This window comes from Streptococcus sp. E24BD, assembly GCF_041807825.1.
Classification (GTDB): Bacteria; Bacillota; Bacilli; order Lactobacillales; family Streptococcaceae; genus Streptococcus; species Streptococcus entericus.
Map to the genome: position 1 here is coordinate 25,195 of NZ_JBGTZB010000010.1, position 25,736 is coordinate 50,930.

General features: G+C 43.7%; 33 protein-coding genes and 1 pseudogene. 10 read left to right on the top strand and 24 right to left on the bottom strand.

The window, feature by feature from the left end; translation table 11 throughout:
• Positions 1-235: 235 nt before the first annotated feature.
• Genes ACERC5_RS03715 through ACERC5_RS03740 form a run of 6 tightly spaced genes read left to right on the top strand, consistent with a single transcriptional unit; the run spans position 236 to position 5,599 of the window.
• Positions 236-2,188, top strand: coding sequence for a DHH family phosphoesterase (locus tag ACERC5_RS03715; RefSeq protein ID WP_373658570.1), 1,953 nt, complete (start codon positions 236-238; stop codon positions 2,186-2,188).
• Between the two features lie 5 nt (positions 2,189-2,193).
• Positions 2,194-2,646, top strand: coding sequence for a 50S ribosomal protein L9 (rplI, locus tag ACERC5_RS03720; RefSeq protein WP_373658571.1), 453 nt, complete (start codon positions 2,194-2,196; stop codon positions 2,644-2,646).
• A 42-nt stretch (positions 2,647-2,688) separates the two neighbouring features.
• Entirely contained in the window at positions 2,689-4,041 is a 1,353-nt protein-coding gene (dnaB, locus tag ACERC5_RS03725; protein WP_373658609.1) for a replicative DNA helicase, read from the top strand.
• An 11-nt stretch (positions 4,042-4,052) separates the two neighbouring features.
• Positions 4,053-4,607: a hypothetical protein gene (locus tag ACERC5_RS03730; RefSeq protein WP_373660172.1), complete on the top strand. Its 555-nt coding sequence runs from the start codon at positions 4,053-4,055 to the stop codon at positions 4,605-4,607.
• A 13-nt stretch (positions 4,608-4,620) separates the two neighbouring features.
• Positions 4,621-4,914 carry a Veg family protein gene (locus ACERC5_RS03735; RefSeq protein ID WP_373658573.1) on the top strand — a complete coding sequence of 98 codons (294 nt, stop codon included), beginning with the start codon at positions 4,621-4,623 and terminating at the stop codon, positions 4,912-4,914.
• Between the two features lies 1 nt (position 4,915).
• Positions 4,916-5,599 (top strand): NAD(P)H-dependent oxidoreductase, encoded by a 684-nt coding sequence (locus ACERC5_RS03740; RefSeq protein ID WP_373658574.1) that lies wholly within the window; start codon positions 4,916-4,918, stop codon positions 5,597-5,599.
• Between the two features lie 635 nt (positions 5,600-6,234).
• On the opposite strand, the gene ACERC5_RS03745 is transcribed toward ACERC5_RS03740, so the two are convergent.
• From ACERC5_RS03745 to ACERC5_RS03845, 21 genes are all read right to left on the bottom strand, one after another.
• Complete coding sequence (locus ACERC5_RS03745; protein WP_373658575.1) at positions 6,235-6,639, bottom strand: type II toxin-antitoxin system HicB family antitoxin; 405 nt, start codon at positions 6,637-6,639, stop codon at positions 6,235-6,237.
• 52 nt (positions 6,640-6,691) lie between these two features.
• Positions 6,692-6,880 (bottom strand): type II toxin-antitoxin system HicA family toxin, encoded by a 189-nt coding sequence (locus ACERC5_RS03750; protein ID WP_373658576.1) that lies wholly within the window; start codon positions 6,878-6,880, stop codon positions 6,692-6,694.
• A 250-nt stretch (positions 6,881-7,130) separates the two neighbouring features.
• Entirely contained in the window at positions 7,131-7,571 is a 441-nt protein-coding gene (locus tag ACERC5_RS03755) for a DUF1492 domain-containing protein (RefSeq protein WP_373658577.1), read from the bottom strand.
• Positions 7,572-7,716: 145 nt separating this feature from the next.
• Positions 7,717-8,097: a replication protein gene (locus ACERC5_RS03760; RefSeq protein ID WP_373658578.1), complete on the bottom strand. Its 381-nt coding sequence runs from the start codon at positions 8,095-8,097 to the stop codon at positions 7,717-7,719.
• Positions 8,082-8,294 carry a hypothetical protein gene (locus tag ACERC5_RS03765; RefSeq protein WP_373658579.1) on the bottom strand — a complete coding sequence of 71 codons (213 nt, stop codon included), beginning with the start codon at positions 8,292-8,294 and terminating at the stop codon, positions 8,082-8,084. Before ACERC5_RS03765 ends, ACERC5_RS03760 begins: the two co-directional genes overlap by 16 nt.
• Entirely contained in the window at positions 8,291-9,034 is a 744-nt protein-coding gene (locus ACERC5_RS03770; RefSeq protein WP_373660173.1) for a hypothetical protein, read from the bottom strand. The genes ACERC5_RS03765 and ACERC5_RS03770 overlap by 4 nt, the downstream gene beginning before the upstream one ends.
• A 79-nt stretch (positions 9,035-9,113) precedes the next feature.
• Positions 9,114-9,269 carry a DUF2292 domain-containing protein gene (locus tag ACERC5_RS03775; RefSeq protein WP_373658581.1) on the bottom strand — a complete coding sequence of 52 codons (156 nt, stop codon included), beginning with the start codon at positions 9,267-9,269 and terminating at the stop codon, positions 9,114-9,116.
• 29 nt (positions 9,270-9,298) lie between these two features.
• Complete coding sequence (locus tag ACERC5_RS03780) at positions 9,299-9,514, bottom strand: hypothetical protein (protein ID WP_373658583.1); 216 nt, start codon at positions 9,512-9,514, stop codon at positions 9,299-9,301.
• Entirely contained in the window at positions 9,511-9,954 is a 444-nt protein-coding gene (locus ACERC5_RS03785) for a hypothetical protein (protein WP_373658584.1), read from the bottom strand. Before ACERC5_RS03785 ends, ACERC5_RS03780 begins: the two co-directional genes overlap by 4 nt.
• Positions 9,955-10,219: 265 nt before the next feature.
• Positions 10,220-11,683 carry a phage/plasmid primase, P4 family gene (locus tag ACERC5_RS03790; protein ID WP_373660185.1) on the bottom strand — a complete coding sequence of 488 codons (1,464 nt, stop codon included), beginning with the start codon at positions 11,681-11,683 and terminating at the stop codon, positions 10,220-10,222.
• A 62-nt stretch (positions 11,684-11,745) separates the two neighbouring features.
• Positions 11,746-12,627: a primase alpha helix C-terminal domain-containing protein gene (locus ACERC5_RS03795; RefSeq protein WP_373660174.1), complete on the bottom strand. Its 882-nt coding sequence runs from the start codon at positions 12,625-12,627 to the stop codon at positions 11,746-11,748.
• The gene (locus ACERC5_RS03800) at positions 12,624-12,776 is read right to left on the bottom strand and encodes a hypothetical protein (RefSeq protein ID WP_373658586.1); all 153 of its coding nucleotides are present in this window, start codon (positions 12,774-12,776) and stop codon (positions 12,624-12,626) included. Before ACERC5_RS03800 ends, ACERC5_RS03795 begins: the two co-directional genes overlap by 4 nt.
• A gap of 10 nt (positions 12,777-12,786) precedes the next feature.
• Complete coding sequence (locus tag ACERC5_RS03805) at positions 12,787-13,056, bottom strand: hypothetical protein (RefSeq protein ID WP_373660175.1); 270 nt, start codon at positions 13,054-13,056, stop codon at positions 12,787-12,789.
• 3 nt (positions 13,057-13,059) lie between these two features.
• Positions 13,060-13,383: a DNA-binding protein gene (locus ACERC5_RS03810; protein ID WP_373660176.1), complete on the bottom strand. Its 324-nt coding sequence runs from the start codon at positions 13,381-13,383 to the stop codon at positions 13,060-13,062.
• A 4-nt stretch (positions 13,384-13,387) separates the two neighbouring features.
• A complete protein-coding gene (locus tag ACERC5_RS03815; RefSeq protein ID WP_373658589.1) occupies positions 13,388-13,624 on the bottom strand; it encodes a hypothetical protein in 237 nt (78 codons plus the stop codon).
• Positions 13,617-13,832 carry a hypothetical protein gene (locus ACERC5_RS03820; RefSeq protein ID WP_373658590.1) on the bottom strand — a complete coding sequence of 72 codons (216 nt, stop codon included), beginning with the start codon at positions 13,830-13,832 and terminating at the stop codon, positions 13,617-13,619. The genes ACERC5_RS03815 and ACERC5_RS03820 overlap by 8 nt, the downstream gene beginning before the upstream one ends.
• 3 nt (positions 13,833-13,835) lie before the next feature.
• Entirely contained in the window at positions 13,836-14,138 is a 303-nt protein-coding gene (locus ACERC5_RS03825; protein WP_373658592.1) for a hypothetical protein, read from the bottom strand.
• 148 nt (positions 14,139-14,286) lie between these two features.
• Entirely contained in the window at positions 14,287-14,409 is a 123-nt protein-coding gene (locus ACERC5_RS03830; protein ID WP_373658593.1) for a hypothetical protein, read from the bottom strand.
• Positions 14,410-14,411: 2 nt separating this feature from the next.
• Positions 14,412-14,813, bottom strand: a complete 402-nt coding sequence (locus tag ACERC5_RS03835; protein ID WP_373660177.1) for a hypothetical protein — start codon at positions 14,811-14,813, stop codon at positions 14,412-14,414.
• Between the two features lie 282 nt (positions 14,814-15,095).
• Positions 15,096-15,707 carry a Rha family transcriptional regulator gene (locus tag ACERC5_RS03840; protein WP_373658595.1) on the bottom strand — a complete coding sequence of 204 codons (612 nt, stop codon included), beginning with the start codon at positions 15,705-15,707 and terminating at the stop codon, positions 15,096-15,098.
• 14 nt (positions 15,708-15,721) lie between these two features.
• Positions 15,722-15,922, bottom strand: coding sequence for a helix-turn-helix transcriptional regulator (locus ACERC5_RS03845; protein ID WP_373658596.1), 201 nt, complete (start codon positions 15,920-15,922; stop codon positions 15,722-15,724).
• 222 nt (positions 15,923-16,144) lie between these two features.
• On the opposite strand from ACERC5_RS03845, the gene ACERC5_RS03850 reads away from it, so the two are divergent.
• The 4 genes and pseudogenes from ACERC5_RS03850 to ACERC5_RS03865 all read left to right on the top strand — a co-directional run bounded on the left by ACERC5_RS03850 (position 16,145) and on the right by ACERC5_RS03865 (position 20,625).
• Positions 16,145-16,696 (top strand): helix-turn-helix domain-containing protein, encoded by a 552-nt coding sequence (locus ACERC5_RS03850; RefSeq protein WP_373658597.1) that lies wholly within the window; start codon positions 16,145-16,147, stop codon positions 16,694-16,696.
• A 716-nt stretch (positions 16,697-17,412) separates the two neighbouring features.
• Complete coding sequence (locus ACERC5_RS03855) at positions 17,413-17,688, top strand: helix-turn-helix transcriptional regulator (RefSeq protein WP_373658598.1); 276 nt, start codon at positions 17,413-17,415, stop codon at positions 17,686-17,688.
• Between the two features lie 162 nt (positions 17,689-17,850).
• Positions 17,851-19,365 (top strand): RNA-binding domain-containing protein, encoded by a 1,515-nt coding sequence (locus ACERC5_RS03860; RefSeq protein ID WP_373658599.1) that lies wholly within the window; start codon positions 17,851-17,853, stop codon positions 19,363-19,365.
• A 97-nt stretch (positions 19,366-19,462) separates the two neighbouring features.
• A pseudogene (locus ACERC5_RS03865) lies at positions 19,463-20,625 on the top strand (tyrosine-type recombinase/integrase).
• A gap of 154 nt (positions 20,626-20,779) precedes the next feature.
• Here the strand turns inward: ACERC5_RS03865 and rpsD are convergent.
• The 3 genes from rpsD to ACERC5_RS03880 all read right to left on the bottom strand — a co-directional run bounded on the left by rpsD (position 20,780) and on the right by ACERC5_RS03880 (position 25,581).
• Complete coding sequence (gene rpsD / locus ACERC5_RS03870; RefSeq protein WP_018368064.1) at positions 20,780-21,391, bottom strand: 30S ribosomal protein S4; 612 nt, start codon at positions 21,389-21,391, stop codon at positions 20,780-20,782.
• Positions 21,392-22,137: 746 nt separating this feature from the next.
• Complete coding sequence (lpdA, locus tag ACERC5_RS03875) at positions 22,138-23,898, bottom strand: dihydrolipoyl dehydrogenase (RefSeq protein ID WP_373660178.1); 1,761 nt, start codon at positions 23,896-23,898, stop codon at positions 22,138-22,140.
• A gap of 279 nt (positions 23,899-24,177) precedes the next feature.
• The gene (locus ACERC5_RS03880; RefSeq protein WP_373660179.1) at positions 24,178-25,581 is read right to left on the bottom strand and encodes a dihydrolipoamide acetyltransferase; all 1,404 of its coding nucleotides are present in this window, start codon (positions 25,579-25,581) and stop codon (positions 24,178-24,180) included.
• Positions 25,582-25,736 lie beyond the last annotated feature (155 nt).

Here is a 25,736-nt window from a genome sequence, read left to right on the forward strand (position 1 = left end):
TAATGATAAGCCTTCTTCCTTAAAAGAACCTTAATCGTCAAGCAACCCACTTTACTACCTCATGATAACTTAGTAAATCCGTATAATAGCACCGACATTCATCGGACTTGCTTTGCCTATCTTTAAGGTATCCTGGCATGGTTGCCATACCGTCTCTACGGTCCTTCATTCCCAATCTAAAATTGCTATCCTTTAGAGCTTTTTTGTGATATAATAAGGCATTAAGAGGTTTAACATGAAAAAATTTCGATTTGATAAGAACCATCTCATCATGATTGGTTTGATTTGCTATGGCGTATTGGCTTTGGGTCATGTCTTGGTTGGGCAATCTATTTGGTTTTTCTTCTTGTTGCTGGGAGTTATGATTGCTCTGGTCGGTTTATCTTTGTACCAAAAGTTCAGCTATGATTTGTCTGAAAATGAACAAGTTGAACGGATAGCAGATCAAATGGAGGATAACTTAGCCACTTTGCTGGATCAGATGCCCGTTGGTGTGGTTCAGTTTTCTGAAGACCATCAACATGTGACCTGGTTCAATCCCTATGCTGCTCTGCTATTGACCACAGAAGACGGTGACTTTGATGCCAACAGTGTCCTTGAGTTGTTTAGGCATAACCATCAAGGAACTGTTAAACTTGGGGACACCCTCCTGATGGTGACGACGGATAGTGCTAAAGGGATGCTTTACTTTTGGCACACCTACCAACCAGAGGTTCAAGCACCAATCTTGAGCGAGTTTAGTCCGGTTATCGCGGTTGTTTCTGTTGATAACTATGATGACATGACGGACAATTTGGCTGATGCAGAGGTGTCACAAATCAACAGTTTTGTGGCGAATTTTATCTCTGATTTTGCCAATCAAAAGAAGATTTTCTATCGTCGAACCGAAATGGATCGGTTCTACTTGTTCACAGATTATTTGGTCTTGACGGAGTTAATTGAGGAAAAGTTTGCCTTGCTGGAGCAATTCCGTCAGGCAGCAAAGGAGCTTGAACTAGGCTTAACGCTGAGTATCGGAATTGCTTATGGTAGTCACGATTATCAGGATATCGGTCGAGTGGCTCAAAATAACCTTAACCTTGCCATGGTTCGAGGCGGTGACCAAGTTGTCGTCAAAGAGAACCTGCCAGATAAAGATGTGCAGTATTTTGGTGGCGGTAGCACCTCTACCGTCAAACGCTCTCGGACACGCACCAGGGCGATGATGTCTGCTATCTCAGAGAAAATCAAGCATGCTGATAATGTGTTTGTCGTTGGGCATAAGCAGACGGATATGGATGCTTTAGCTGCCAGTGTCGGTATGCAGGTTTTTGCGTCACAGGTGATTGATGAGGCTTATGCAGTGTATGACCCAGAGAGCATGACCGATGATGTAGCGCGGGCTATCAGCTATTTAAAACATGACGAGAGCACACGACTACTAACACTGGCAGAAGCTTTTGGTCACCTTAAACGGCGTTCGCTTTTAATTATGGTTGACCATTCAAAACTCGCGCTGACCTTATCCCAAGAGTTTTATCGGCAGTTTCGTGAGGTGATTATCGTGGATCATCATCGCCGAGATGAGGACTTCCCTGACAATGCCAGCCTTAGTTTTATCGAAACAGGAGCTAGTTCAGCCAGTGAACTCGTCACCGAGCTGATTCAGTTTCAAAACGCCCCTAAACCGATTAGTCGCTTGCAGGCTAGCGTTTTAATGGCAGGCATCATGCTGGATACCAAGAATTTTTCTGCCAGAGTAACCAGCCGTACCTTTGATGTGGCGAGTTACTTGCGCCGATATGGTAGCGATAGCGTCGCTATTCAGACAATCTCCGCTCAAAACTTTGACGAATACCGTCAAATAAACCAGCTGATTATGGCAGGGCAGCTCGTCGGTCAGCGGGTCATTATCGCTACAGGTGATGAAAATGTCGTCTATACCAATACTCAGACAGGCAAAGCAGCAGATGCCCTTCTTGAGATGGCTGGTATCGAAGCCAGCTTTGTCATCACCAGAACAGCGAATGGCACTGTCGCTATTTCTGCGCGCAGTAAAAAAGATATCAACGTGCAGCGCCTGATGGAGCGCCTCGGCGGTGGCGGTCACTTCAATGTGGCAGCCGCCCAGTTGGATAGCCAATCTACACGACAAGTTAGGGATATTTTACTAACCGAAATAGAAGAAATTACGATAGACAAGGAGTAACGAGTATGAAAGTTATTTTTCTACAAGATGTTAAGGGAAAAGGTAAAAAAGGTGAGATTAAGGAAGTTCCTACGGGCTACGCTCAAAACTTTCTTATCAAAAAAAATCTCGCCAAAGAAGCCACTAATCAAGCGATTGGTGAGTTAGCAGGTAAACAAAAATCTGAAGAGAAACACGCTGCTGAGCTCTTAGCCGAAGCCAAACGCTTGAAAACTGAGTTGGATAAGGAAGAGCATCGTGTCCAATTCTCTGAAAAGGTTGGGCCAGACGGTCGTACCTTTGGCTCAATCACTGCCAAGAAAATTGCCGAAGAGCTGAAAAAACAGTTTGGTTTGACTGTTGATAAACGAGGCATTCAACTAGACCATCCGATTCGTGCTATCGGCTTGATCGAAGTCCCTGTGAAACTTCACAAAGACGTTGATGGGCAAATCAAGCTGCACATCAAAGAAGCTTAAATCATCTAAACAGGAGGTGTCCTCGTGACAGAATTTCAAGAAATGCGGGTACAACCCCAAGACTTGTTAGCTGAGCAATCTGTCTTGGGCGCTCTTTTTATTGCACCTGATAAACTGGTCGGGGTGCATGAATTCATCAATCCAGAGGATTTCTATAAGCCTGCTCACCGTATCATTTTTCAAGCCATGCTTTCCTTGAGTGACCGTCGCGAAGCCATCGATGCAACCACAGTCCGGTCAATTTTGGATAATCAGGGTGATTTACAGGCTGTCGGTGGCCTGACCTACATCGCAGAGCTAGTCAATAGCGTTCCCACATCAGCCAATGTTGACTACTATGCCCAAATCGTTGCTGAAAAGGCTATGCTTCGGCAAATCATCTATCGGCTTACCGCGTCGGTTAATCAGGCCTACGATGGCAGTCTGTCACCTGAGGAAATATTAGCAGAGGCTGAAAAAGCTCTAGTTGATGTCGGTGAACACCATCATCGCAGTGGCTTCAAACGAATCGCTGATGTTCTGGCACTAAATTACGAAAATCTTGAGGTGCGTGCTAATCAGACAAGTGATGTCACTGGTTTGCCAACTGGTTTTCGGGACTTGGACAAGATTACCACAGGTTTGCATCCCGATCAGCTCATCATCCTTGCGGCACGTCCTGCAGTCGGAAAAACCGCCTTCGTCCTCAATATCGCACAAAACGTTGGTACCAAGCAACATCAGCCCGTCGCTATCTTCTCGCTGGAAATGGGCGTAGAGAGCTTGGTCGACCGGATGGTGGCTTCCGAAGGTGTGGTTGATGCCCATCGTTTGCGGACAGGGCAACTGACTGACCAAGATTGGCAAAATGTCACCATAGCCATGGGCAACCTTGCCAAGGCACCGATTTACATTGACGATACCCCAGGGATTAAGATTACAGAAATCAGAGCACGTTCCCGCAAACTGGCTCAAGAGTTAGGACAGCCCTTGGGACTGATTGTTATTGACTACCTGCAGTTGATTACGGGTACACGACCTGAAAACCGCCAACAGGAAGTGTCAGATATTTCTCGCCAGTTGAAAATCTTAGCCAAGGAATTAAAAGTTCCTGTTATCGCCCTCAGTCAGCTCTCTCGTGGGGTTGAGCAGCGGCAGGACAAACGCCCAGTTCTATCTGACATCCGCGAATCGGGGTCCATCGAGCAAGACGCGGACATCGTTGCTTTTCTTTATCGCGATGATTACTATGACCGCGATAACAAAGACGCGGACGGTAATGACAGGCTACCCGATAATATCATTGAAGTTATTCTGGAAAAAAACCGAGCAGGAGCCAGGGGAACCGTTAAATTGATTTTCCAAAAAGAATACAACAAGTTTTCTAGTATCGCACCTTATGAAGAGAATAGGTAGGGGAGAAACCAGTGAAAAAGCGATTGTTGGGCGGTATCTACGAATACTTGATCAAGGGAGTGGTGCTACTAGGTACCTGTTTATGGGTATTTGTTACTGAACGGCAAGAGGCTGATAACATAGGCTACATGTCTATGACAGTTTTTACCGTGCTTGGACTGGGCTTATTAGTCTGGGCTGGGAAAATTATTCTTGCTAACCAAAAGAATTATGCCCAATTTTTCAATCAGTTTCCTGAATTAAACGGTCAAATATCTGCTCTTGAGACGAGGGCTAGCTTTATTGACCATCAGTTTGGTTTGCTCATCTACAAGGGACACCTGATTTCTTATCGCGTCGGTCAATTTACAGTTGTGCCCTTAGCTAGGGTCTCTCGGCTGAGTTACTATAAAGTTAGTGGGAGCTTAAAACGCTTGCCAAAGGTATACTTGATTGCTGACTTCTTGGATGGGGCAAAGCCAGTCTACCTGCCCATTAAGGCTCTGACCTTGAACAGTCCTAAGCTTTGGCTAGAAGCAGTACACCACGACATTCTTAAGGATTTCCCACATATTACATACCATTAAAAAGGAGAAACACATGAGTGATGCATTTACAGACGTTGCAAAAATGAAAAAAATCAAGGAAGACATCAAGGCTCACGAGGGGCAAATTGTCGAATTAACCTTAGAAAACGGGAGAAAACGAGAAAATATTAAGCAAGGTCTCCTATCAGAGGTTTATCCCTCCTTATTTGTCATCGAGTTTACCGATGAATTGACAGGTCAAACCTCCATCGAGTCTTATACCTACTCTGATATTTTGACAGAAAAAACGCTGATTCGTTACTTGGATGAAACAGAGGATACCATTAAAGAAGAACAAGGAGAATAGTATGGACCACCAGGAAATGAGACATGCCATTAGAACGGCTAGTGATTTTCGAACAGCCGTTCGTGTCTATAGCGAACAGCAGTTAGCGAGGGAAGACGTTGAGCTACTCCTTGATATCGCTCACCAAAGTCCTAGCTCTGTCGGCTTAGAGGGCTGGCGATTTATCGCTATTGATAATCATAAACTGGACAGTCAGTTGAAAGATGCTCTAAAGACCGTTTCTTGGGGAGCCATTCCGCAATTTGAGACAGCCAGTCACTTCTTTTTTCTGGTCGCAGAAAAAAATGCCCGCTACGATAGCGAGAGCATGCGGCAAAGTTTAGTGCGACGAGGCTTAACTAGCGAAGCTGATTTAAGCAGTCGTTTGGCGCTTTATAAGGCATTTCAAACACGCGATATGGCGATGGCGGACGATGAACGGGCTCTGTTTGACTGGACAGCCAAGCAGACCTATATCGTTCTAGGTAATGTGATGACTTGTGCTGCTCTTTTAGGGATTGACAGTTGTCCTATCGAAGGCTTCCATCAGGAAGAAGTCAATCGTCTATTGACAGAAGCAGGCATTATCGACCAAAACAAAGAAGGTCTAGTGACCATGTTATCTCTAGGCTACCGCTTACGTGACCCCAAACACCCTAAAACACGCAAACCGCGTGAAGAAGTTATTAGTTGGTTGACGGATTAAATCCAAATCACTCGTTTTCAAGGGTGGTTTTTACACCGCCTATAAGGTGATTCTCTCCAACCGCGTCAACGTCCAGGCTACTTGATTACTTGACTAACGCTCGTTGAATGGACGTTATCTTATTATGACTTTAAGCCATAATGAAAAGCCATTACGTTCTACAAGTCAGCTCTAGGAAATTTTTAAAAAGGGAATTTTTTCAAAGAGCAACATTTTCAGATACTTTATAATCAGATTAAAGCATTTTGTTGTATAGTCAAAATGGGCTTACCTTATCCTCCGTTACCCTACCCAAAAACCAGTATTTTCAAGGGTTTCAGCTAAAACACCATTGCGTTATTAAACATTATCGGAGGGCTAAAAGTCAGCAAAAAGTCAGTAAAAAACGACCTAAAAAGGTCATCTTTCCACGAGTTCAGCGGGCAAGGAACTAGCACCCCACAAGGTGCTTTTCTTTTGTGCTGAAAAAATAGAGTGTCCGCGCTCCAATGGGTGCTCGAACCTCTATCTTTAACTAAATTATACCACAATCACGCACCGCTTGCTACTGCGTTTTACTGTTTCCTAGTGTATTCTGATAGTATCGCCTCATGGGGTGCGTGATAGCAGCAGAAAAGCCCAGCTAGGGGCTAGGCTTATACTTGCAATTCCTCACGGATTGCCTTTTGCAAGAGCTGGGAAAAATTGACCTTTCTTTCTTTGCCAATCTCGACCAACCAGCTAGGCAAGGTTACTGTCTTATTGACGATTTTTGACCGCTCACGTTCACGCACCAGCTCACTATCCACCGTTACCGCTTGGATAATGTCATCATCGCTGGTCAGTTTATCCGCAAGAGCCTTGAAAGATGATACCGCTGGGAACTCCTTGCCCTCATCTTCAAACATAAGGGCGTAAATCTCCAGCACCTCACGGGCATTATAAACCGCCTCGCTCAATGTGTCTGCCTCACTAATCGCCCCTGGAAAGTCTGGGAACGTGATAGTATAACCGCCGTTTTCGTGGTCTGCCTCAAAAATAGCTAAATAAGTGTACTTCATAATCTTTGGTTAGCCGATGACCGCCCAAAAGGGCAAGGGGTAGAGCTTACCCCTATTTCTCGTTCAAGACTTTCAAAACATTGTTTAAGGTCTTAGGTTTATAGTCTTTTTGTTTTGGATTGCTGATTAGGACTGTTCTGCCGTCCTCATGTTCCCAAAGGGTATGAGACCCTTTGCCTTTATCCGTTGGGTAGAACCCTTTAGCCTTAGCTAGTTTCTCAAGTTCTCGCCGTGTGGTCATCGGCTATCTCCTTTCCTTATCTTTAACACTATTATACACTTGTTTGAAACACTTGTCAATATGAAACACTTGTTTTTTACAAATGTTTTATATACAAGAAAAAAGGGGGCCCTTGAAAATCCGTCGCCCTCTCAAACGCCATATAAAAGCCGTAGAGCGATTTTAGAGGGGGGTAGCCTATATTTAGCTAGTCGCTTGATTTGCCCTGTTCTCGTTGGTCTGTGTAGCCTGTGACAACCTCAGACTAATCTCAGCTCTTTTCATGGTCAGATTCTACATGATCTAACACCTCAGCAAGTTCAGAAAGTGCTTTTCTCAAGTATCTAAAAAATGTTTGTCCACTTACGCCCATTGCCTCCCCTGCCTCTATGTCTAATTTTTGCTGAACATAGTAAAGGTTTAATGCTAATCGATGCTTGGGGGTTTTTAGACTATCAATTAGGCTGACCAGCTCCATACGTTCTTTAGTCAACCTGTTAATTCTGTTCGTTATATCTTCCTTAAGCGTTAACTGGGCAACTAACTGATTTTCCGTAATGTTTACCCTGCTAGTCTGCACCCTAGTCTGCGTTAGTCTTGTCTGCTTAAAGAGACCTGTTTCCAAATACTGAAGTTCCAGATAGAGTGAGCTGATTTCCTTATCAATCCACTTAATACCCTCTAACCTCTGTTTTAGTTCTTCCGTGGTCATTGTTGCCCCTCCTGTGGTAGAAAGATTGTTGAAACTTTCTACCCTGCGGCCAAACCGCGGGGGTTTTTGCTATGGTTTATCCAGAGTATTTGTTCGTTCTGAAAATCACCACTTTCTAAATAATAAATCTTTATCTCATAACTTCTTATCGGTCTAGCATTTCCGAAAATTTGATTTCATACTCTTCCAGCACCTCTTGCACGCTCTCCACCTCGTGGGATTTGTAGGCCATGGAAAGGACAGTCTGGGCGGCCTGCTGCCTAGCATAAGGACTAGTATTAGCATCTAGCATAATTTCCCGCAAAACCTGCACCGCTTCAAGGCTAGCGTTTTGCAGCTGGGCTGTGGTCTGGGCCATCAGTTCACTTTTATAATTACGCCAAGCTTTACGAAACACAACAGATTTCAAATACTTTTGCCCTGTACTCCGTGCTATACCCGCCACCTCACACGCCTTCACAACACTAGGGCTGGTAGATAAAGCAAGCATAAACTTTTCTTGTTTAGGGGTCAGTTTCTCATCCATTCTAGTTCACCTCCTTGATCAGCTAATTGTTCTATGATACTTCTAAGAATGGGGGTAACCCGATACTTTTCCCAATCTATCGCTTCACCTTTTTGTAACGTTTGAATCATTTCATCAAAATCCGGGTACTTCCGATAATCGGGTTGGTTGGCAATTAATTTCCCTATTCTCTTTTTTACCGTATGACGGTTTATCATACAATTTTACCCGTGCCTTCGGTCTCGAATCCGTGGATAATCTTATTATTCAAATTTCTTAAGACTTGATGGGTATAGCGTCCTAAACCACCCATTCTAAACTCGGTAGGGTTATTTTTACTCCGATAAGCATTTATAATTTTCAATGCTGATAAATGATAGTTGTATTCACTAGCTAGTTCAACCCTTGCTTGTTGACTATTGTCTTTCTCTAATAATGATGTGATATAAGCAATGTCACCGGCAGACAAGTCAGACGGCTTCAACTCGCTTTTTAAGGTTGCGAATGCCTTCTCCATTGAGTTATAGCGAGTTTTTCCAATTTCAACTTGGAGCTCATGCTGACGGTCTCCAAGCTCCTTTAGTTGGATTTCAGTCTCACGCCGCTTGGCTTGATAAAGATTATATTTCCCTTCTTCGCTGTAATCGTTATTTTGTTCTAAATTTTTGACCCAGTTATTAAATTCATTTACTAATATCTGAGCATGATTTTCTAACTCTAATATCTCTTCAGCACGTTTGGCATTTGAGTACCCATCTAACGGATTTTCAAATTTTTTCGCTATCTCGTTAGTAAGTAACGTCCACGGGTCATTCTCTCCTAGCCCCACCTCTCTAGGGTCTGGGGTCGTTCCCTCAAAAGTTTGGCCGCTCTTTTTAGCTTTTTCCCAAGCTTCTTCTCCATAAGCCTTGATGCCTTTTGCGTTCGCTTCTTCAAGCATACGTTTATAATCTACCATTTTTATTCCTCCAAACTTTTATTAAAAACAAAAAGAGACGGCAAGATATTCCTATACCTTGTCGCCTCTTAAATCCTTGTTAAGTCAGCTTTTTATATTTTTTCCTATCGATTGTCTCGACTTCAGTAACTACACCATCCTGGATTTTTAAAGTGATACTTCCAAACTCTGGCTTTATTACTAAATCTATTTTACCATTTCTTTCAAAATAAATAAAGTCCTTTTCGATTTTCAATATTCCCCCTCCAATCTGTCTATATTTGTCTATTTCTGTTTGCTATCAAAAGCCCTAGCTATTCGCTCCAAGTCGCTTGATAGGTCTTTGTCATGCTCATAGGTCACCGATACTTTCCCCTTGCCGTAGTCAATGGCATAGGTCAGCCCCTCGTGACTGCCCACAAAATAGCCGACCAGGCCATTCTTAAAGGCTAGCATATCAGGGCGATAGGCAAAGGTATAGCTAAAAGTCCGCTCGGTCATTCGTCCACCTCATTTCTAGCTAATAGCCCACTTACCGCCATATCTTTTGCAAACTGTTCCCGCTGTGCCCCGTCAAGTTCCAGAACTTCGATAAGCTCACCCAGGGCTTGGGTATCGGTTTGGTTGACGAGTTTCTGCATAGTGGTCTTAAATTGCCCCTCCAGATACTCACCAAAGATTAACCGCTGGGCTTGTGTCGGTGTTTTACCTAGAGCCATATAGCAAGCCTCGGTAATTTGTGCAAAGAGCTTGGCTCTGGCTTCTGGGTGCTTATAGAGTTCATATACATTTAAGCTGGTATCAGTCGCTCGCAACTTTGCCCCAATCTCTAGCAGTTTTGGAATATCCTCATCCGTAACCGGGGTGTCGTCAGCCATATAAATAGCTCTTTGCCGATCCATGTTTTCCAGCTCTTGCCCCAAAAAATCTGTCTCTGTCATCGTCTCGATTCTCCTTTTTTGTCTAAAATTATGTAAACTTTCCTTGAGGTGACCAACTTCTAAAAAACAATTGGTCACCTCAAAAACCAGCAGTATCAAGGGTTTTTAGCCCCAAAAAAGCGAGGTGACCAAGATTGAAAAAAATTAGTTCTATTTTTTATATATAGCTATATATACTTTCCCTATATATAAATAAAAATCTTGGTCACTTGGTCACCTAGTGCCGTAAAAGTCAGTCGTGGCAAGGGTTCTACTGGGTGACCAACTAAAAAATCTCGGTCACTTCTTGGTCACCTTTTAGGCGTACCCCCTTGGGTTTGTTTTGTAACCTATCTCGGTAAAACCCCAGCGGGTCCAAAACGGCATAATCTTCCTCTCTGACGTGACCACTTTTTATTTCGTAGGTGCCTTCCGTTTCCCTGTTAAGCACCTCCACGACTTTCTTACCAAATCCCCACAAGTTAGCACTTTTGACCCCTTCATTCTCTACGTGTTCCTCTAGCCACATTTTCACAATCGGCAAGGGAACATGAACTAACTCATGATAACCTTTCAGGATGTACTCCGTAACCACAAAAGAGTAGTAAAAATCGTTATTCTCCTTGTACTCAGCTAGCAACAACTTTGATGCCATAGGTTCTACAAATTTTTCAAAATCGGCCATGTTTAGGATTTGGTGTAAAATCCACTCCAGCAGCTCTTTGTCCTTGACAAAGACCTCTTTAACCTCTGGGCGTTCAGCCTCTCCATTAAAGTCGGCGTTAAATGGAACAACACACAGGCGACGATACCAGCCGTTTGAGCGGTTCCGACTTCGGGGCAGTCCATTGCCTGAAAAAATGCAAAGCAGTCTATAAGTCGCCTCATAGGGCTGTTGATGCTTCGGGTTAACCTGAATAGTGTCCCCCGTTACAACACTCATCAGGTCCGAAACGCTATCCAGGTACTTATCTGTGATATCGTCGCCGATATTACAAACCTTCCCGCTCAAGGCGGCTAGTAAATGCTTTTCGCCAAACTGATCAGGTTTTAGGCTACTGACATTCTCACGGCCGATTAAATTTTCAAGCAGGGCCTGGAAAGTCCCTTTTCCGTTGTTGCCGCTACCTGTCAGGATAACCATCTTCTTCCTGGTTCGGTTTGGGTTGATGGCTTCATTCATAACCTGCCATAGGAGCGTGACGATTTCAGAATCACCGCAAGCTATGCTATCCAGCCACTTGTCAAAGTCAAACCACCCCCCTAGCGTAGGCTTCTGGGCCCCCTCTCGGTATGCCGTTTTAATCTTACTTGTTATGGCATAGTTAGGCGAGAACGGCTGTAACCACTTTGTTCTGAGATTAAAAACGCCGTTCGCAACTGGGATAAGGTTGTTGTCCTCAAAAGGTTTCATTATCCTCGTACTGGTCCGAATAAAGGCCCTTGTGTCAGCCCACACTCTAGGCTTTAATCTATTGTCAAATTTAGTGCATAGGCGGTTAAAAAGGTCAACGCTATCCGTATATAGCCCCGTGTCAAAGTTGAATAAATACAACGGGCTTTTATCAGTCGCACTTCCGTACCCGATGAAAGCAAAGTGGCAAACCTCCCTTAAGTTTTTGGCGACGTCTTTAGGTTCTGGGACAGGGGTAACGATTTTCTCGTTAGCCTTCCCTGCGTTGACAATATACTGGTGTTCCGCTCTCCAGATTTCACCCAATGCCTGCAGAGCGGCATAGAGCTCTTTCATACTCTCCGGCGCTGAAAAATCCCCTAACGCTTGAGCCTGTTCCAGCTCTTCCTGCAATTTTTCTAGTTCGATAATCCTAGTCCTCGCTTTCTGATTTCTGTTTTTACAATACTTTCAAAAGTCCGCTCCAGTTCGGCAAACGGCAGCGGATCCGCCGTAACACTATTTGCAACTTGCACTAACTCCCAAGCCGTGGCGACGTCACACCTCACTGCACGGCCGATTAGTAACCCCACAAAACGGGCCAAGGCGACGTTACGTCCACCTTCACCGCCAAAACCATTGATAAGAACCTCCAAAACCCTCATGGTCACCGTCTGCCCCCTCCTGCCACTAGCTGCTTTTTTGGGGGTAACCTCTCCCCTCACTGCTTGGGGTGCTTTATCCAGGACAGACTTGACCGGGTAATCCGCTCCTCGGTTGATGATTTTCTGATAATCGGCTGGGTCTCCAGTGGTCACGGGTAGGCCTTGGAGCTGTGACCATGTTAGACTTGCCACGTCAAAAGGTAACCCTATCCGTTCGGCTATATCTGCAACAACGGCCCGATAAGTTGGTTCCCTCATGCTATGACTAGGCTTTACGACAAGCCTATAGCGGGGCTTCTGGGGCGTGTGCTTGATTGTTGGGTAAATTATCCATGAATACCCTTGGAGTGCCTTAGAAACAACCTCAGGGAAGTCTACGCCTGATTCAATCTCGTCATAATCAAGGAAAATCAAATCCCGATAGAGCAGACTGTCGTTATTGCGTTTCAATTCCCCCTGATCATTTGGTTCAACTTTGCCACTCAAACAATATGGGGCGTATGTGCGTTTGTACCGCTCGACGTCAATTCCTTTGGGAACGACGTGGGGGGTAAACTGGGTCACATACTCAAACGGGGCTTTTTTATCGTAGAGGTATAGACTATTGCCAAACCCTCGACTCTCGTAGATAGTCAACGTCTGCCTCCCTTCTGTCTCAGTTTTTTCAGTCGTTTTTGCTCCTGCCGCCGTTCCTTCTCCCCCTGAGGTAGCTGACGGCTTTTCTCTTTCAATATAGCCCTTTGAGGTTTTTTCTCTCCTGGATGTGTTAATCGTCTACCTGTCATTTCCTACCTCCTAACTCACCGCCAAAAACTTGTAAATGTCAGTCTTGCGGTAATAGATTTTCTTGCTATCCTCCAGCGGTGGCTGGTAACGCTGCAATCCTCCCAGCTTTTCCCAATTCCTCAAGGTCTGGCTGGATATTTCCAACTTCTCCAGCAAAACCTCACGGGGGATTAAATCCAATGGGTCAGCGTTAGCCTGCTGGAAAGCCACCAACTCGCTGAAACGGCGGTCAACAATGCCCAAAAGCTCACGCTCCGCCTCCTGTGATAATAACGCCATAGCCTAGCCCTCGCTTTCTAGCAATGTCCGCCACTCGGTCAAACTGCAATAGATGACCACGTTCAAGCGGTTGGTCTGCTCTGTGGTTTGGTTGCGTAGAGCCTGCAACCCTTCCAAGCGTTCTGTCTCATCGGCTGGGATATAATAGCCGTGATTATCGCCACGCTCCCCAATAATGGGAACTCGGTACTTGCTTATCAGCCGGGAGATGATGTCCATAACTGACCGTTCTGAGATACTCACCGCCTGGGCTATCTCTTTGGCTGGTTTGGGGCGTTGTCGCCCTGTGGGTATCAATCCCAAGACCTGCATTTCTAGTCTCTCCATGTTCTTATGTTCTCCTTGTCTTTGCTTTTTCCAGTTGCTCCACTCGATGGGTCAGACTTTCCAAGACTGTCTGCTGGCCTGTAACAATATCGCTCAAGCCCCTTACTAGGTCAGTTAGTTGGATAACACTTTCTGTCATCATGCTATTAAGCGTGCCGTCGTTCTTGTACTCGGATAAGTCTAGGCTGACTTGCTTTAGGTCTTGGCGGTGTTGCTCCAAGCTAATAATCTTGTCACTCATGGGCAACCTCCTGGGGCTGATATTGCCTGTTAGCATTGGCTGTATGGTGCGTGATAAGGTGGTTCAGACTGTGTTTGATCACGTTCAGCGTATCTATAGCGGTCTTTTTGTCATCGTATACCAAAGCTAAGTCTATGACCTCTACCAAGTCGCACAACTGCCCACTCAAGCCCTCATAGTCTGCCGAAAAATCAATTTGTTTAGTCATGAGCTACCCCTCCATTTTAGACTTGGCATAAGCCTCTAGCTCTTTGGCGTTGTCGCACTCCAGTAAGTAAAAGGCTATGTTATCCAGTAGGGCATAGAGCTTTTGGTTTTGCTCAAAAGCTGTATTTAGGAACTTGCCACTAAGCAGGATAAATGTGTCTCGGTCTTTCCGCCGTGCCAATTCTAGCCCCTCGATGGCATGGTTAGTCATTTCTAGCCTGCCCATGATATCGGTTAGTTGGCTTCCTAGCTCTTTTAATTTTTGAGTTGATAGCTGGATTTTTTTGCTTGATGTTTCTTGTGTCATGGTTTACCTCGCTTGGTTTGATGGTGTTGTCTGTGTAATGCTCACGCTATCGGTGCGTGATTTCTCCGTGATTAAAAGACTTATCTTGTGCTGTTTCTCTGCATAGGATATTTTCAAATAGCTCAAGTTAAACGCTGGGTGATTGCCCCTAGTTGGCCGGCCGCTTAACTTGCCTTACTGTCAGCAGGTCAGCCAATAAAACGGTGACTAGAGGGAGCAGAATAGCCAGCAAAGCTAAAAGCTGGGGCATGGTTAGGTTAAGCTCGTTCATGATTAAATAACACCCCTTGCTTTTAAATCTTCTTTGACTAGACGGCGTAGATAGTACCAGATAGAAAATGAGGACACATCCCCTTGGTCTTCCGTTCTAAAAGTTTCCATCTCTTTTGCTAGCAAATCAAAAAGTAAATAGTTCGGACGTTTTCTATCCAGCAATCTGTTAACCGTTGCCTCTCGCTCGTCCTGTTGGCGTAATTCATTGATCACTGTTTCTACATTAGCTTGATAAAACGCTTCATGGCTGGCTTCACGCTGTTTATAAGTCTCTGATAGCCTGTAAAATTCAATCCATAAAGACGTTATAGCTATTCTGCATTCTTCTGCGATTTCAGTAGCTCCATTATGCCCCTTGGCTATATGCCACTCGCTCAGAATATCCAGCTTTTCCTCAGTCACTTGTAACTTTGCTTAAAAATCCTTAAAAAATTGTTCCATGTTTTACCTCTGTTTTTTGATTTTTTACTATACGGGTTGCCCCTGCTTTTGATGGTCGGGGAAGGGGATAGTTTTAAGAGTTCCCGCTCTCCGTCTGGTCAATCCTAGCCGATTATGGTATAATCTAGCTAGAAAAACTTACTAAAACCCTTGATAACGGCTTGCCTACTGTTTCATGGTGTTCTAGTTTTTTGTCCCAAAGGCTTTGCTGGTTGGTCCCTGTTAAGCCTTTTTTTGTTGCTCTCACGCGCCTTGTGGTCTGAAAACCATGGTCTTGATGTCCTGGTAACTCATGCCCAGGTTGATCATAGCGATAGCCATATCTTCCAAGGCTTGGTATCTCACTAGTTCCTTACTAGTTAAGCTGTCAATACCTGTCAGACCGCCACGGCTTGCCACTAGCTGACGCTTATTCAATCCGCTTGCACCTTTAAGCAATAGGTTTGTAACGGTGCTATGCGCGTGTTTAGGGGCTTCTTCCCAGCGTTCTATGACCTCGTGTAGGGTTTTACGCTTGGGCTTCTCTAAAGCCCTCTGATAGCGAAATTCTGCCACCTCATCACGCATTGCAAAAAATGCTTTGACCAGGTTTTCTTTGAATGTTGCGACCTGCTCTGTATTCTTTAAGAACGTAATCAGCAAGGTTGCTTGCTGCTCGTTTAGAATATAATCTTTTGCCTGTTGTCCACTCGGTAAAGGTCGCATTTGAAATGAGACCTTCCCAAAACGCTCAAGGCGCTCTCTATTCTTTCTGATATGTTCTTGTACTGCGTGATGTTTCACTCCAGCACATTCAGCGATTATCTCGCTTGTGGTGTACGGCTCCTTTTTGCCGTCAAGATAGACTAGGTTCATCTTCTCACTCCTTCCTAACTGTAAAATAGTTCATCAATGGTTATATCTGGCTTAATTTCAGTAACCATAGACTTGATTTTTAGGCGCTCTTTGTCATTGAATGGTGTCTTACCTGTCTCTTTGTTGTTGTAAGACTGTAAAGAGATTTCTAGCTTGTCAGCCATTGCTTGCTGTGTCAGTCCAAGCATGACCCGATAGCCTTTCAGTTTGCTCATGCCGCTCTCCTTTCTTTGAAAAAATCCCCCTCCATAGATTGAAATCATGAAAGGTCGTGGAGGGGTGTAGGATTTGACGTCGTTTTTCGGCGCAATCAAATTTTGATTAAGATTATAGCGCCATCTTTTGTCGTTGTCAATAGCTTTTTGAATTTTTTTACGCCATTTTTTGACTTTTTTCTAATTCTTAGTTATAATCACTTTTGAAAGGTCGTGAAATTTATGAACAGATTGAAAGAATTAAGGCAAGAAAAAAAGCTATCTCAAAAAGAAATAGCCCTTGAATTACAAGTGCCACCTAGAACTTATCAACGCTGGGAAAACGGCGAAAGCCAAATCAAACCCGACAAAGCCCAGCAACTGGCGGACTACTTCGGTGTATCAGTGGGGTATCTGTTGGGGTATAGTGATTTTATTTCCCCTAATGATTTTTTGAAAAGCAAAGAAATAGTACATCACGAAAGTGTAGGAGATATAATTGAATTAAAAGCTGAACCTATAGAGCTTCTTCTTTTTGATACTATCGGTGAGAAAAGAGTAGATGAATTTTATGACGCTCTCGTTAACATTGCCAACACTGAGAATAAAAAGTTTGGCTTAGGCGGGTACAGCTCAAAAGAGGAAGCTATGCGTGATATTACCCATCTTGTTAATAATATTTTTAACTTACCTGAAGAATATAGAAAATTACTAGTCTTTTGGTCAATGGGAACACAAAAGCAAAAAGATATAGTTATGGAAATAGCCCAAGAGTTTGCTAACACTATCGATTAACCCACGCGCCATAATCCATTCTACGCCCCACCAGAAGCTTCCTACTGGGCTTCTAACGACTTCAAAACTCTTAGGGGTATCTTTCCCCTCCAAAAAGTTTAGGCTCTCAAAACGCCTGCTAGAGCCTTCTCACAATCCAAATAGAAAGGCGGTACCTATGCCCTACTCAAATAGCTATCTTGATGATGTCCTGGTTCGCATGTCCTACCATTCCAGCGGGATTGAGGGCAACACCATCACGCACCCACAACCTGCCTATATAGGCTCGGTGGGTTAACATTCCCAACTATCAACCATCGCTTGACAGTTGCCCTATACAGGTTTTTACCTTAGGATTTCTTAGTAATCACACTCTACTAACATGGATAAAAGGCTATTTCTAGGCGTTATTAGCCATCTTGGTTCTACCAACTTTTTTCCTACTTTTTCCAACATTTTCCTATATACGGGATATGTCTATACTTAAGGGTGTAGTCTATCCTCATACTTTCACATACCTACCACAAATCCAAAAGAAAAAACGGACTTATAGAAGTCCGCTTGTGGGGTGCGTGATTGATCAAACACCTAACTTAGCTATCAGAATTAAGCAGGCGCATAATCATTTTTTTGAAAACCGCATACACAAATTAGGCTTCTGGACAAGGTCATATAATGCCGTATATTGTGCGCCTGTTTAATTGTGACTTTACTGTTCCTAGAAAGGAAATCGAAACATGGATAAATTAATGCAACAAATGGCTGATAAGTTTGGTGATATGATCCAGGCTGTAATCATTGAAAAAACAAAAGTCATTGATATTGATCAGACATTGCCCCTGGAACTTAACCAAAAACAATTGGCAACTTTGCTCGGTTGTTCTACAAGTCGCTTACCTGAATTTATTTATCGGAAAGATTTTCCTAAGATTGATAGAGGATATGGAAGAAGATTAGCTTTTCCGAGAGATGCAGTAAGGGAATGGTATAACAATAACTGGCACAAGTTATAAACAAATTAACTAAGATGATTTTTAAACTTTCCCGCGCGTGTGCGAATGCGTGTGCGAATTGATTGTTATCGATAAATCCTTTAATAACGCCTTTTGCTAACAGGAAACAAACTTATTAGTCTGCGCGTGTGCGAATGCGTGTGCGAATTGATTGGAGAAAAAATGAGAAAATACGATATACAAAAATTGTTATTATCAGGGGAGAACCAAAGTGTCGAATTTAAAGAAGCTAAAAATTCTTTCCCTAAAGACGGTATGAAAACAATTTGTTCCTTCGCTAATACAAATAATGGTCTGTTAATTCTAGGGGTCTCAGAAAACACAAAGAGTAAAGATTTTTATATTTCCGGCGTTAATGATTCCGATAAAGTACTGGACGAATTATATAGTTTACTTAATAACCCTAATAAAATTAATAGAAATGTGATTAATGAAGAAAGTGTTGAAGTCACAAATATAAAAGGAAAAGAGATTATCATTATCCCTGTTAACAAGGTTGACTACAAGGATAAACCTATATATCTTAATGACAATATAGCATCTACCTATTTTCGTCAGGGGACTGGTGATTTTAGGTGTTCACAAGAACAAATCAATGCGATGCTAAGAGATTCTGCAAAAGAAAGTTTTGATAGTACACTTGTTCAGGATTTCTCTATTTTAGATTTAGATAGAGAAACAATAAACCGTTATAGAGAAAAGTTCGATAATATTAATGCTGAGCACCCTTTTTCCAAATTAGACACCGAGCAATTTCTCTTAAAAATAAACGCTCTACGAAGAGATCGTACAGACAATAAAATAAAACCAACTGTGGCTGGATTATTAATTTTTGGAACACATAATGCCATAAAAGAGTTTATTCCTCACTATAACGTAGAATATGTTTTAAAAGAATTTACCGAAAATAATCGATTTAAAGACCGAGTAATCTATGATGGTACGTGGGGAGAAGATAATCTTTTTAATTTCTTTCACCTAGTTATCGAAAAATTGTATCTAACTTTAAATGACAACTCTAACATTCAAGAAAATTCTATGAATAGAATTGGGATTTCAAAGTTACGAATTGCAATTCGTGAGGCATTCGTTAACAGCCTTATTCATAGTGATTATAAAAGCGAAAAAGGGATAATGGTAATTAGATACTCTGATAGATATATATTCACAAATGGCGGAACACTTAGAATTGACCTAAAGGACTTTTTTAGTGGGGCACATTCTGATCCAAGAAACTACTTAATACAAGAAATTTTTAGGTTTTTAAATTTATGTGAAAAAGCGGGAACTGGTATCCCTAAAATAATGGAAGCAGTTAAAGAGAGTCATTTAAAGTATCCCAAATTACGAACTGAATTAGACTCAGTTGAACTTACATTATGGGATACTTCCCTTATAGATAACCTAGATATTGATAACGAACATGAGAAAAAAATATTAGAGTTAATAATCGAAAACCGTTTCATAACAAGAGAGACTTTGGAAGAAAAACTAAAAATCCATAAAAATACAATTTTAAAATATTTAAAAAAATTAGTGGAAAAACAAGCTATCAATAAATTCAAATCTGGTAGACAATACGTATACTTTATTGCACAAAACCAAGATCCTGAATTTCAAAAATATAACCACATTGATGCTATGTATTCTCTACTAGAAGAAATGAAACGAAAATAAAGGCCTTCTCGTAAGCCCTGACATGATATAAACCTAACCCCAATCTAAAACCTTTGATAACGGCTTGCCTGCTGATAGTTAGAAAAGAGGTTAGACAATGAACATTACAGAACATAAAAAGAAAAATGGGGTAACAGTTTACCGGGCTAGTGTTTACCTGGGCATTGATAAGCTAACAGGTAAGAAAGCACGCACCACGGTCACAGCTTCCACCAAAAAAGGGGTAAAAATCAAGGTTAGGGAGGCGGTCAACTCTTTTGTGGCTAATGGGAATTGCTCAAAGGCTAAACCAACCATTACAACGTATAGGGAGCTTGTGGCTCTCTGGTGGGACAGCTACCACCATACCATCAAACCAAACTCCCAGCAATCCATGGAAGGCATTGTAAGGCTTCATATTTTGCCTGTATTTGGCGATTACAAGCTAGATAAGCTGACTACTCCAGTTATCCAGCAACAGGTCAACAAATGGGCTGATAGAGCCAATAGAGGAGTAAAGGGAGCATACGCTAATTATAGCTTTCTCAACAATATCAACCGCCGCATTCTCCAGTACGGGGTCACTATGCAACTGCTTCAGCATAACCCTGCTCGTGATGTCATCGTACCACGTAAGCAACAAAATAAAGAGCAGAAAGTCAAATTTTTCAGCAATCAGGAGCTTAAACAGTTCTTGGCTTACCTCGATAGCCTAGACTTGTCCGATTATGGAACGTTTTTTGACTACGTGCTTTACAAGGTCTTACTGGCCAGCGGTTGCCGTATCGGCGAAGCCCTAGCCCTTGACTGGTCTGATATTGACCTAGAGCAGGGGACTATCAGCATATCCAAAACCCTAAACAGGTATCAGGAAACCAACACGCCAAAGTCTAAGGCTGGGGTGCGTGATATTGAGATAGACAAAGCTACCGTTTTGCTCCTGAAACAATACAAAAAACGCCAGCAAGTCCAAAGCTGGCAACTGGGACGGTCTGAAACAGTTGTCTTTACACCTCTTACCACCAAGTACGCCCATGCCTGCATGTTGAGAAAGAGGCTGCAAGGCCATTTTAAGGCTGCTGGCGTTCCTGATATTAGTTTCCATGGTTTTCGCCATACGCACGCCACTATCATGCTCTACGCTGGGATTGAGCCTAAAGACCTCCAGTATAGGCTGGGGCATTCTAATATAGCCATGACCCTAAACACCTATGTCCACGCCACCCAAGAGGGGGCTAAAAAGCCGTCTCAATCTTTGAGGCAGCTATCATCAATCTATAAAAACAAGGGTGTCGCATTTTGCGACGACCCTCTTACTTAACCCAATTTCTCCCAGGGGTAGTAAAAAGGGTAGTAAAATCAAAAAAGCACCTTGGGATAGAGCCCCAAAGTGCTTGATATAAAGGCATTTCTGCCCCATACTTCCAAAAAAGTATTACAACATTTTGTTGTAGAATTCAACGATAAGGGCTTCGTTAATTTCTGGGTGGATTTCATCACGCTCTGGCAAACGAGTGAGTGAACCTTCCAATTTTTCAGCATCGAATGACACGAAAGCTGGGCGTCCAAGAGTTGCTTCAACAGCTTCAAGGATTGCTGGTACTTTCAATGATTTTTCACGAACTGAAATCACTTGACCTACTTCAACACGGTAAGATGGGATATCTACGCGTTTACCGTCAACAAGAATATGACCGTGGTTAACAAACTGACGCGCTTGACGGCGAGTTGTTGCCAAACCAAGACGATAAACGACGTTGTCTAAACGACGCTCAAGCAAAAGCATAAAGTTGAAACCAAGCGTACCCTGTTTAATTTTAGTCGCTTGTACGAAAAGGTTACGGAATTGTTTTTCACCCATACCAAAAGTGAAACGTAATTTTTGCTTTTCAGCTAACTGTAAACCGTATTCTGACAATTTAGAACGGTTGTTTGGTCCGTGTTGTCCTGGGACGTAGTTACGGCGAGCAAGCTCTTTACCTGTACCTGTAAGTGAAAGACCCAAACGACGAGCTTGTTTCCAAGATGGTCCTGTATAACGTGACATAGCAATGTCCTCCATAAAATAAATTTTTATGGAAATAACGATGTAGACAAACCTAATTCGTGCAGCTTGCCTTCGCCCAAACAGCAAAGGTTACTGGTATTTCAGACAAGCTGTTGACGAGCTTTATTTTGTCCTGCTGTTATTTCACACAAATGATATTATATCACAAAAATATAGCCTTGACAAGCACTTTCACTGTTTTTTATCATTCGCCATCTTCTACAAAACATCTACTTACAAGCACCTACCAGAAACCGAGCACAGACAAATGCGAGCATCCAGCTCAAAACATATGATACCCACAGTGACCTTAAACCTGATATTGTCTATTTCTCTGAACTCTTGTCCGAAAGGCACCCTACCAAGCTGGCTATCGCCTAAAATTCAGAGAAAGAAAAGACCAACGATTGAAAAAACTGGCTAAACTGACAGAAGAAGCGCAGATCAGACTGGACTCCTACCAAGGGCTTGCGACTTTCTAGAAATGCCTGAGAAAATGGGCTAGGAAGAAGTTAAAAGGGAGCTGGTGCAGATGGATGACCGTCACTAAAGCGTAGTTTGGAGATTCCTCTTCATATACCATTACAATGCCTCTGAGCACATCGCTGGATTCTTACTTTTTACAACGAACAAAACCCTCGTTTGACAACAACGAGGGCTTCATTCTAGTTTGAGATTGAGCAAGCTGCCCATAAGTAGAGCTTGCTCAGCTTGTCCCTTGCTTTCGCAAGATGACAGAGTTAAGCTTACTTACGTTTTGGTGGGTTGTGGATGGCCACACCAAGTACATCAAGGAAGGCTTCGTACATCACTTCAGAGAAGGTTGGGTGTCCATGGATGGATGCCGCAACATCGTCGATGGTCAATTCAGCTTCCATGATGGTGGCTGCTTCGTTGATCATATCTGCAGCGATCGGACCGATGATGTGAACACCAAGGATTTCATGGTATTTCTTCTCCGCAATGACCTTCACAAAACCGTGAGCTTCGCTAGAGGCGATGGCACGACCGTTACCAGTAAAGCTGTTGCGACCGATGATAATGTTGTCTTTGCCATATTTCTCGATGGCTTGCTCTTCGGTCAAACCAACCATGGCAATTTCTGGATGTGTGTAAACAGCAGCTGGTGTGAAGTCCAATTTTGCTTTGTGGTGGTTGCCTTGCATCGCGTTTTCAGCAGCCACTTCACCCATACGGTAAGCCGCGTGAGCGAGCATCTTCGTACCATTGACGTCACCAGGAGCGTAGATACCTAGGATAGAGGTTTCTTGGTAGGCATTAACTTTGATACGACCGCGGTCCATTTCAAGGTTGAGGTTTTCAAGTCCAGCCATCTGTGGCACACGTCCGATAGAAAGAAGGGCTTTTTCAGCGACGACTTCTTCACCATTGTTGAGTTTGATGGTCAACTGGTTGTTGGCTTCAACAATCTCAGAGACACCTACAGATGTCAAGAACTTCATGCCTTTCTTAGAAAGGACTTTTTGAAGCTCAAGAGAGATTTCACGGTCCATACCTGGAATGATACGGTCAGCCATCTCGATAACGGTCACCTCGACACCGTAAGATGCCCATACCAAACCAAGCTCAACACCGACAACGCCACCACCCATAACAGCGAGGGATTTCGGCATTTCACGCAGGTCAAGGATATCATCAGAGGTCAACACCAACTTAGAATCAATCCCTGGAATGTTGATGCGAGACACTTTTGAACCTGTCGCCAAGATGATAGAGCGACCTTTGATGGTTTCTGAACCGATGGTTACTGTCTTATCAGGGTTGACTTGACCAAGACCTTTGAAGATGGTTACCTTGTTGGCTTTCAAGAGACCTTGAACACCACCAGTGAGGGTTTTTACAACTGTGTTCTTGAAGTCAACGGTCTTATCCATGTCGATGGTGTAGTTGGTTGACGCCAAGTTGATGCCACGACCAGCTGCGATTTTCAAACCGTCAAGGATTTCAGCATTTTTGAGGTAGGTCTTAGTTGGGATACAGCCGACGTTTAAGCAGGTACCACCAAATTCAGACTTCTCTACGATGGCGATTTTTCCACCGAGTTGGGCACCACGGATAGCCGCATAGTAACCAGCAGGACCACCACCGACTACGATGATGTCGTACTCATCAGCTGCCAATTCTGCTTTTGGCGCTTGTGCCGCTTGAGCTGGAGCTGCTGGCACTTCCAAACCTGCTGCCTTGAGGTCTGCTTCTGCCTTAGCCACATCAGCTGCGGCTGGAGCTGCTCCTTCTTCAACTACTTCACCTTCAGCGCCGATATAGGCAATCACTTCTGTAACAGGCACTACTTCACCGTTGCCACGAACGATTTTCAAGAGAACACCTGAATCTTCTGCTTCCAGTTCCATATTGGTCTTGTCAGACATGATTTCAAGAAGGACATCACCTTCGTTGACGACATCACCGACTTGTTTTTTCCACTCGATGATTTCACCTTCTTGCATGTCCACACCGAGTTTTGGCATAATGACTTCTACTGCCATGATTTTCTCCTTTTTATGGTTTCTTTTTGATACTGACTGAGGTGGTCGGGACGCAAGGCAAATCATAACGTCAATTCCCGTCAGAATTGACTATGATTTGCACTAGTTTGGAAAATAATTATTATCGAATTGTTTTCCAAACGTCGCAACTTTCCATTTTGAATGTCATGGCTAAACGGAAAGCCTGTAGTCTTTCCGTTTGCCTGTATCATTGCCTCTAGCAATGATACTATGATCACGGCGTCAGTATCTACTGTGCTCGCTAACGCTCGCTTATTTTTAAATCAACAATTCCAATGGGTTCTCAAGCAAGTTCTTGAGGTCCACCATGAACTTGGCACCGTTCATACCATCTACGATACGGTGGTCGATGGTCAAGCACAGTCCCATGATTGGACGGATTTTCACTTCGCCATCCACGACAACTGGGGTTTGTACTGTTGCTGCCACACCCAGAATCGCTGAGTTTGGCTGGTTGATGATTGGGTTGAAGGATTTCGTTCCAAACATCCCCAAGTTGGTGATGGAGAAGGTCGAGCCTGACATTTCGTTAGACTTGAGCTTGCCAGATTGGGCTTTCTTGATGACATCCTTAGACGCTACCACAAAGTCAGACAAACTCATCTTGTCTGCACCGTGAACAACTGGTACGACCAGACCAGCGTCCAGACCAACGGCGATACCGAGGTTGACGAAGCGGTGGAGTTCAATCTCTTCAGCATTGTTGATGAGAGAGGCATTGAGGTACTCGTGTTCTGGTTTCATGAGGGTACGCACGACCGCCAGACCAATCAAGTCGGTAAAGGTCACTTTGAGACCTGTCTTATTCATGATTGGCTCAAGGACTTGCTTACGAAGCGCCATGAGGTTGGCCATGTCGATATCGTAGTTAAGCGTAAATGTTGGTGCTGTCAGGTAAGAGTTGACCATACCTTTTGAAATCGCCTTACGCATGGCAGACATCTTGATGACTTCAACGCCTTCTGGCAATTCCTTGGCTGGTTTTTCTTCCTTGGCAGGCGCAGCTGGTGCTTGCGCTTGTGCTGGAGCAATAGCTGCCAGAACGTCCTCTTTGGTGATTTTGCCACCGACACCTGTTCCTGTCAAGCTAGCCAAATCAACACCTTCGCCTGCAGCGATACGGCGTGCTAATGGTGTCGCTTTAGGAACTGCACCCTTGAAGGCCTCAACGTCGTCCTTATGGACACGACCGTTGGCACCTGTTCCTGGAACAAGGTCAAGGTCAATACCCAAATCACGAGCCACCTTACGAGCCGCTGGGGTCGCACGGACTTTTTCACCCGCTGGGCGTTTAAATGCAGGTACTGGCTGCTCAGACTTCGCAGGTACAGCAGCTTCTGGCTCTTCTGTTGCCACAACTGGTGCATCACTGATAGACGGAGACGCTTCTGCAACAGCCTCGCCAGACGTCTCAACTATTTCGCCTGCTTCACCGAGGTAACCGATGATTTCAGTGACTGGCACAACCTCACCGTCGCCACGAACGATTTTAATCAGGATACCAGAATCTTCCGCTTCCAGCTCCATATTTGTCTTGTCTGACATGATTTCGAGGAGAACGTCGCCCTCTTTGACAACGTCGCCCTCTTTCTTTTTCCACTCGATGATTTCGCCCTCTTGCATGTCCACACCGAGTTTAGGCATAATAATTTCGATTGCCATGGGGGTTCCTTTCTTTGTGTTATTTTTTTGGTTAATGGCAGAGCTAGTCAATTACTACTGACTAGCAGCCAGACACCTTCAGATAAGCTCAGTCTCGTCAAGCAGTCATAGACACCACTGATAGTCGTACAAGACCACCTAACGAAGAACAAGCA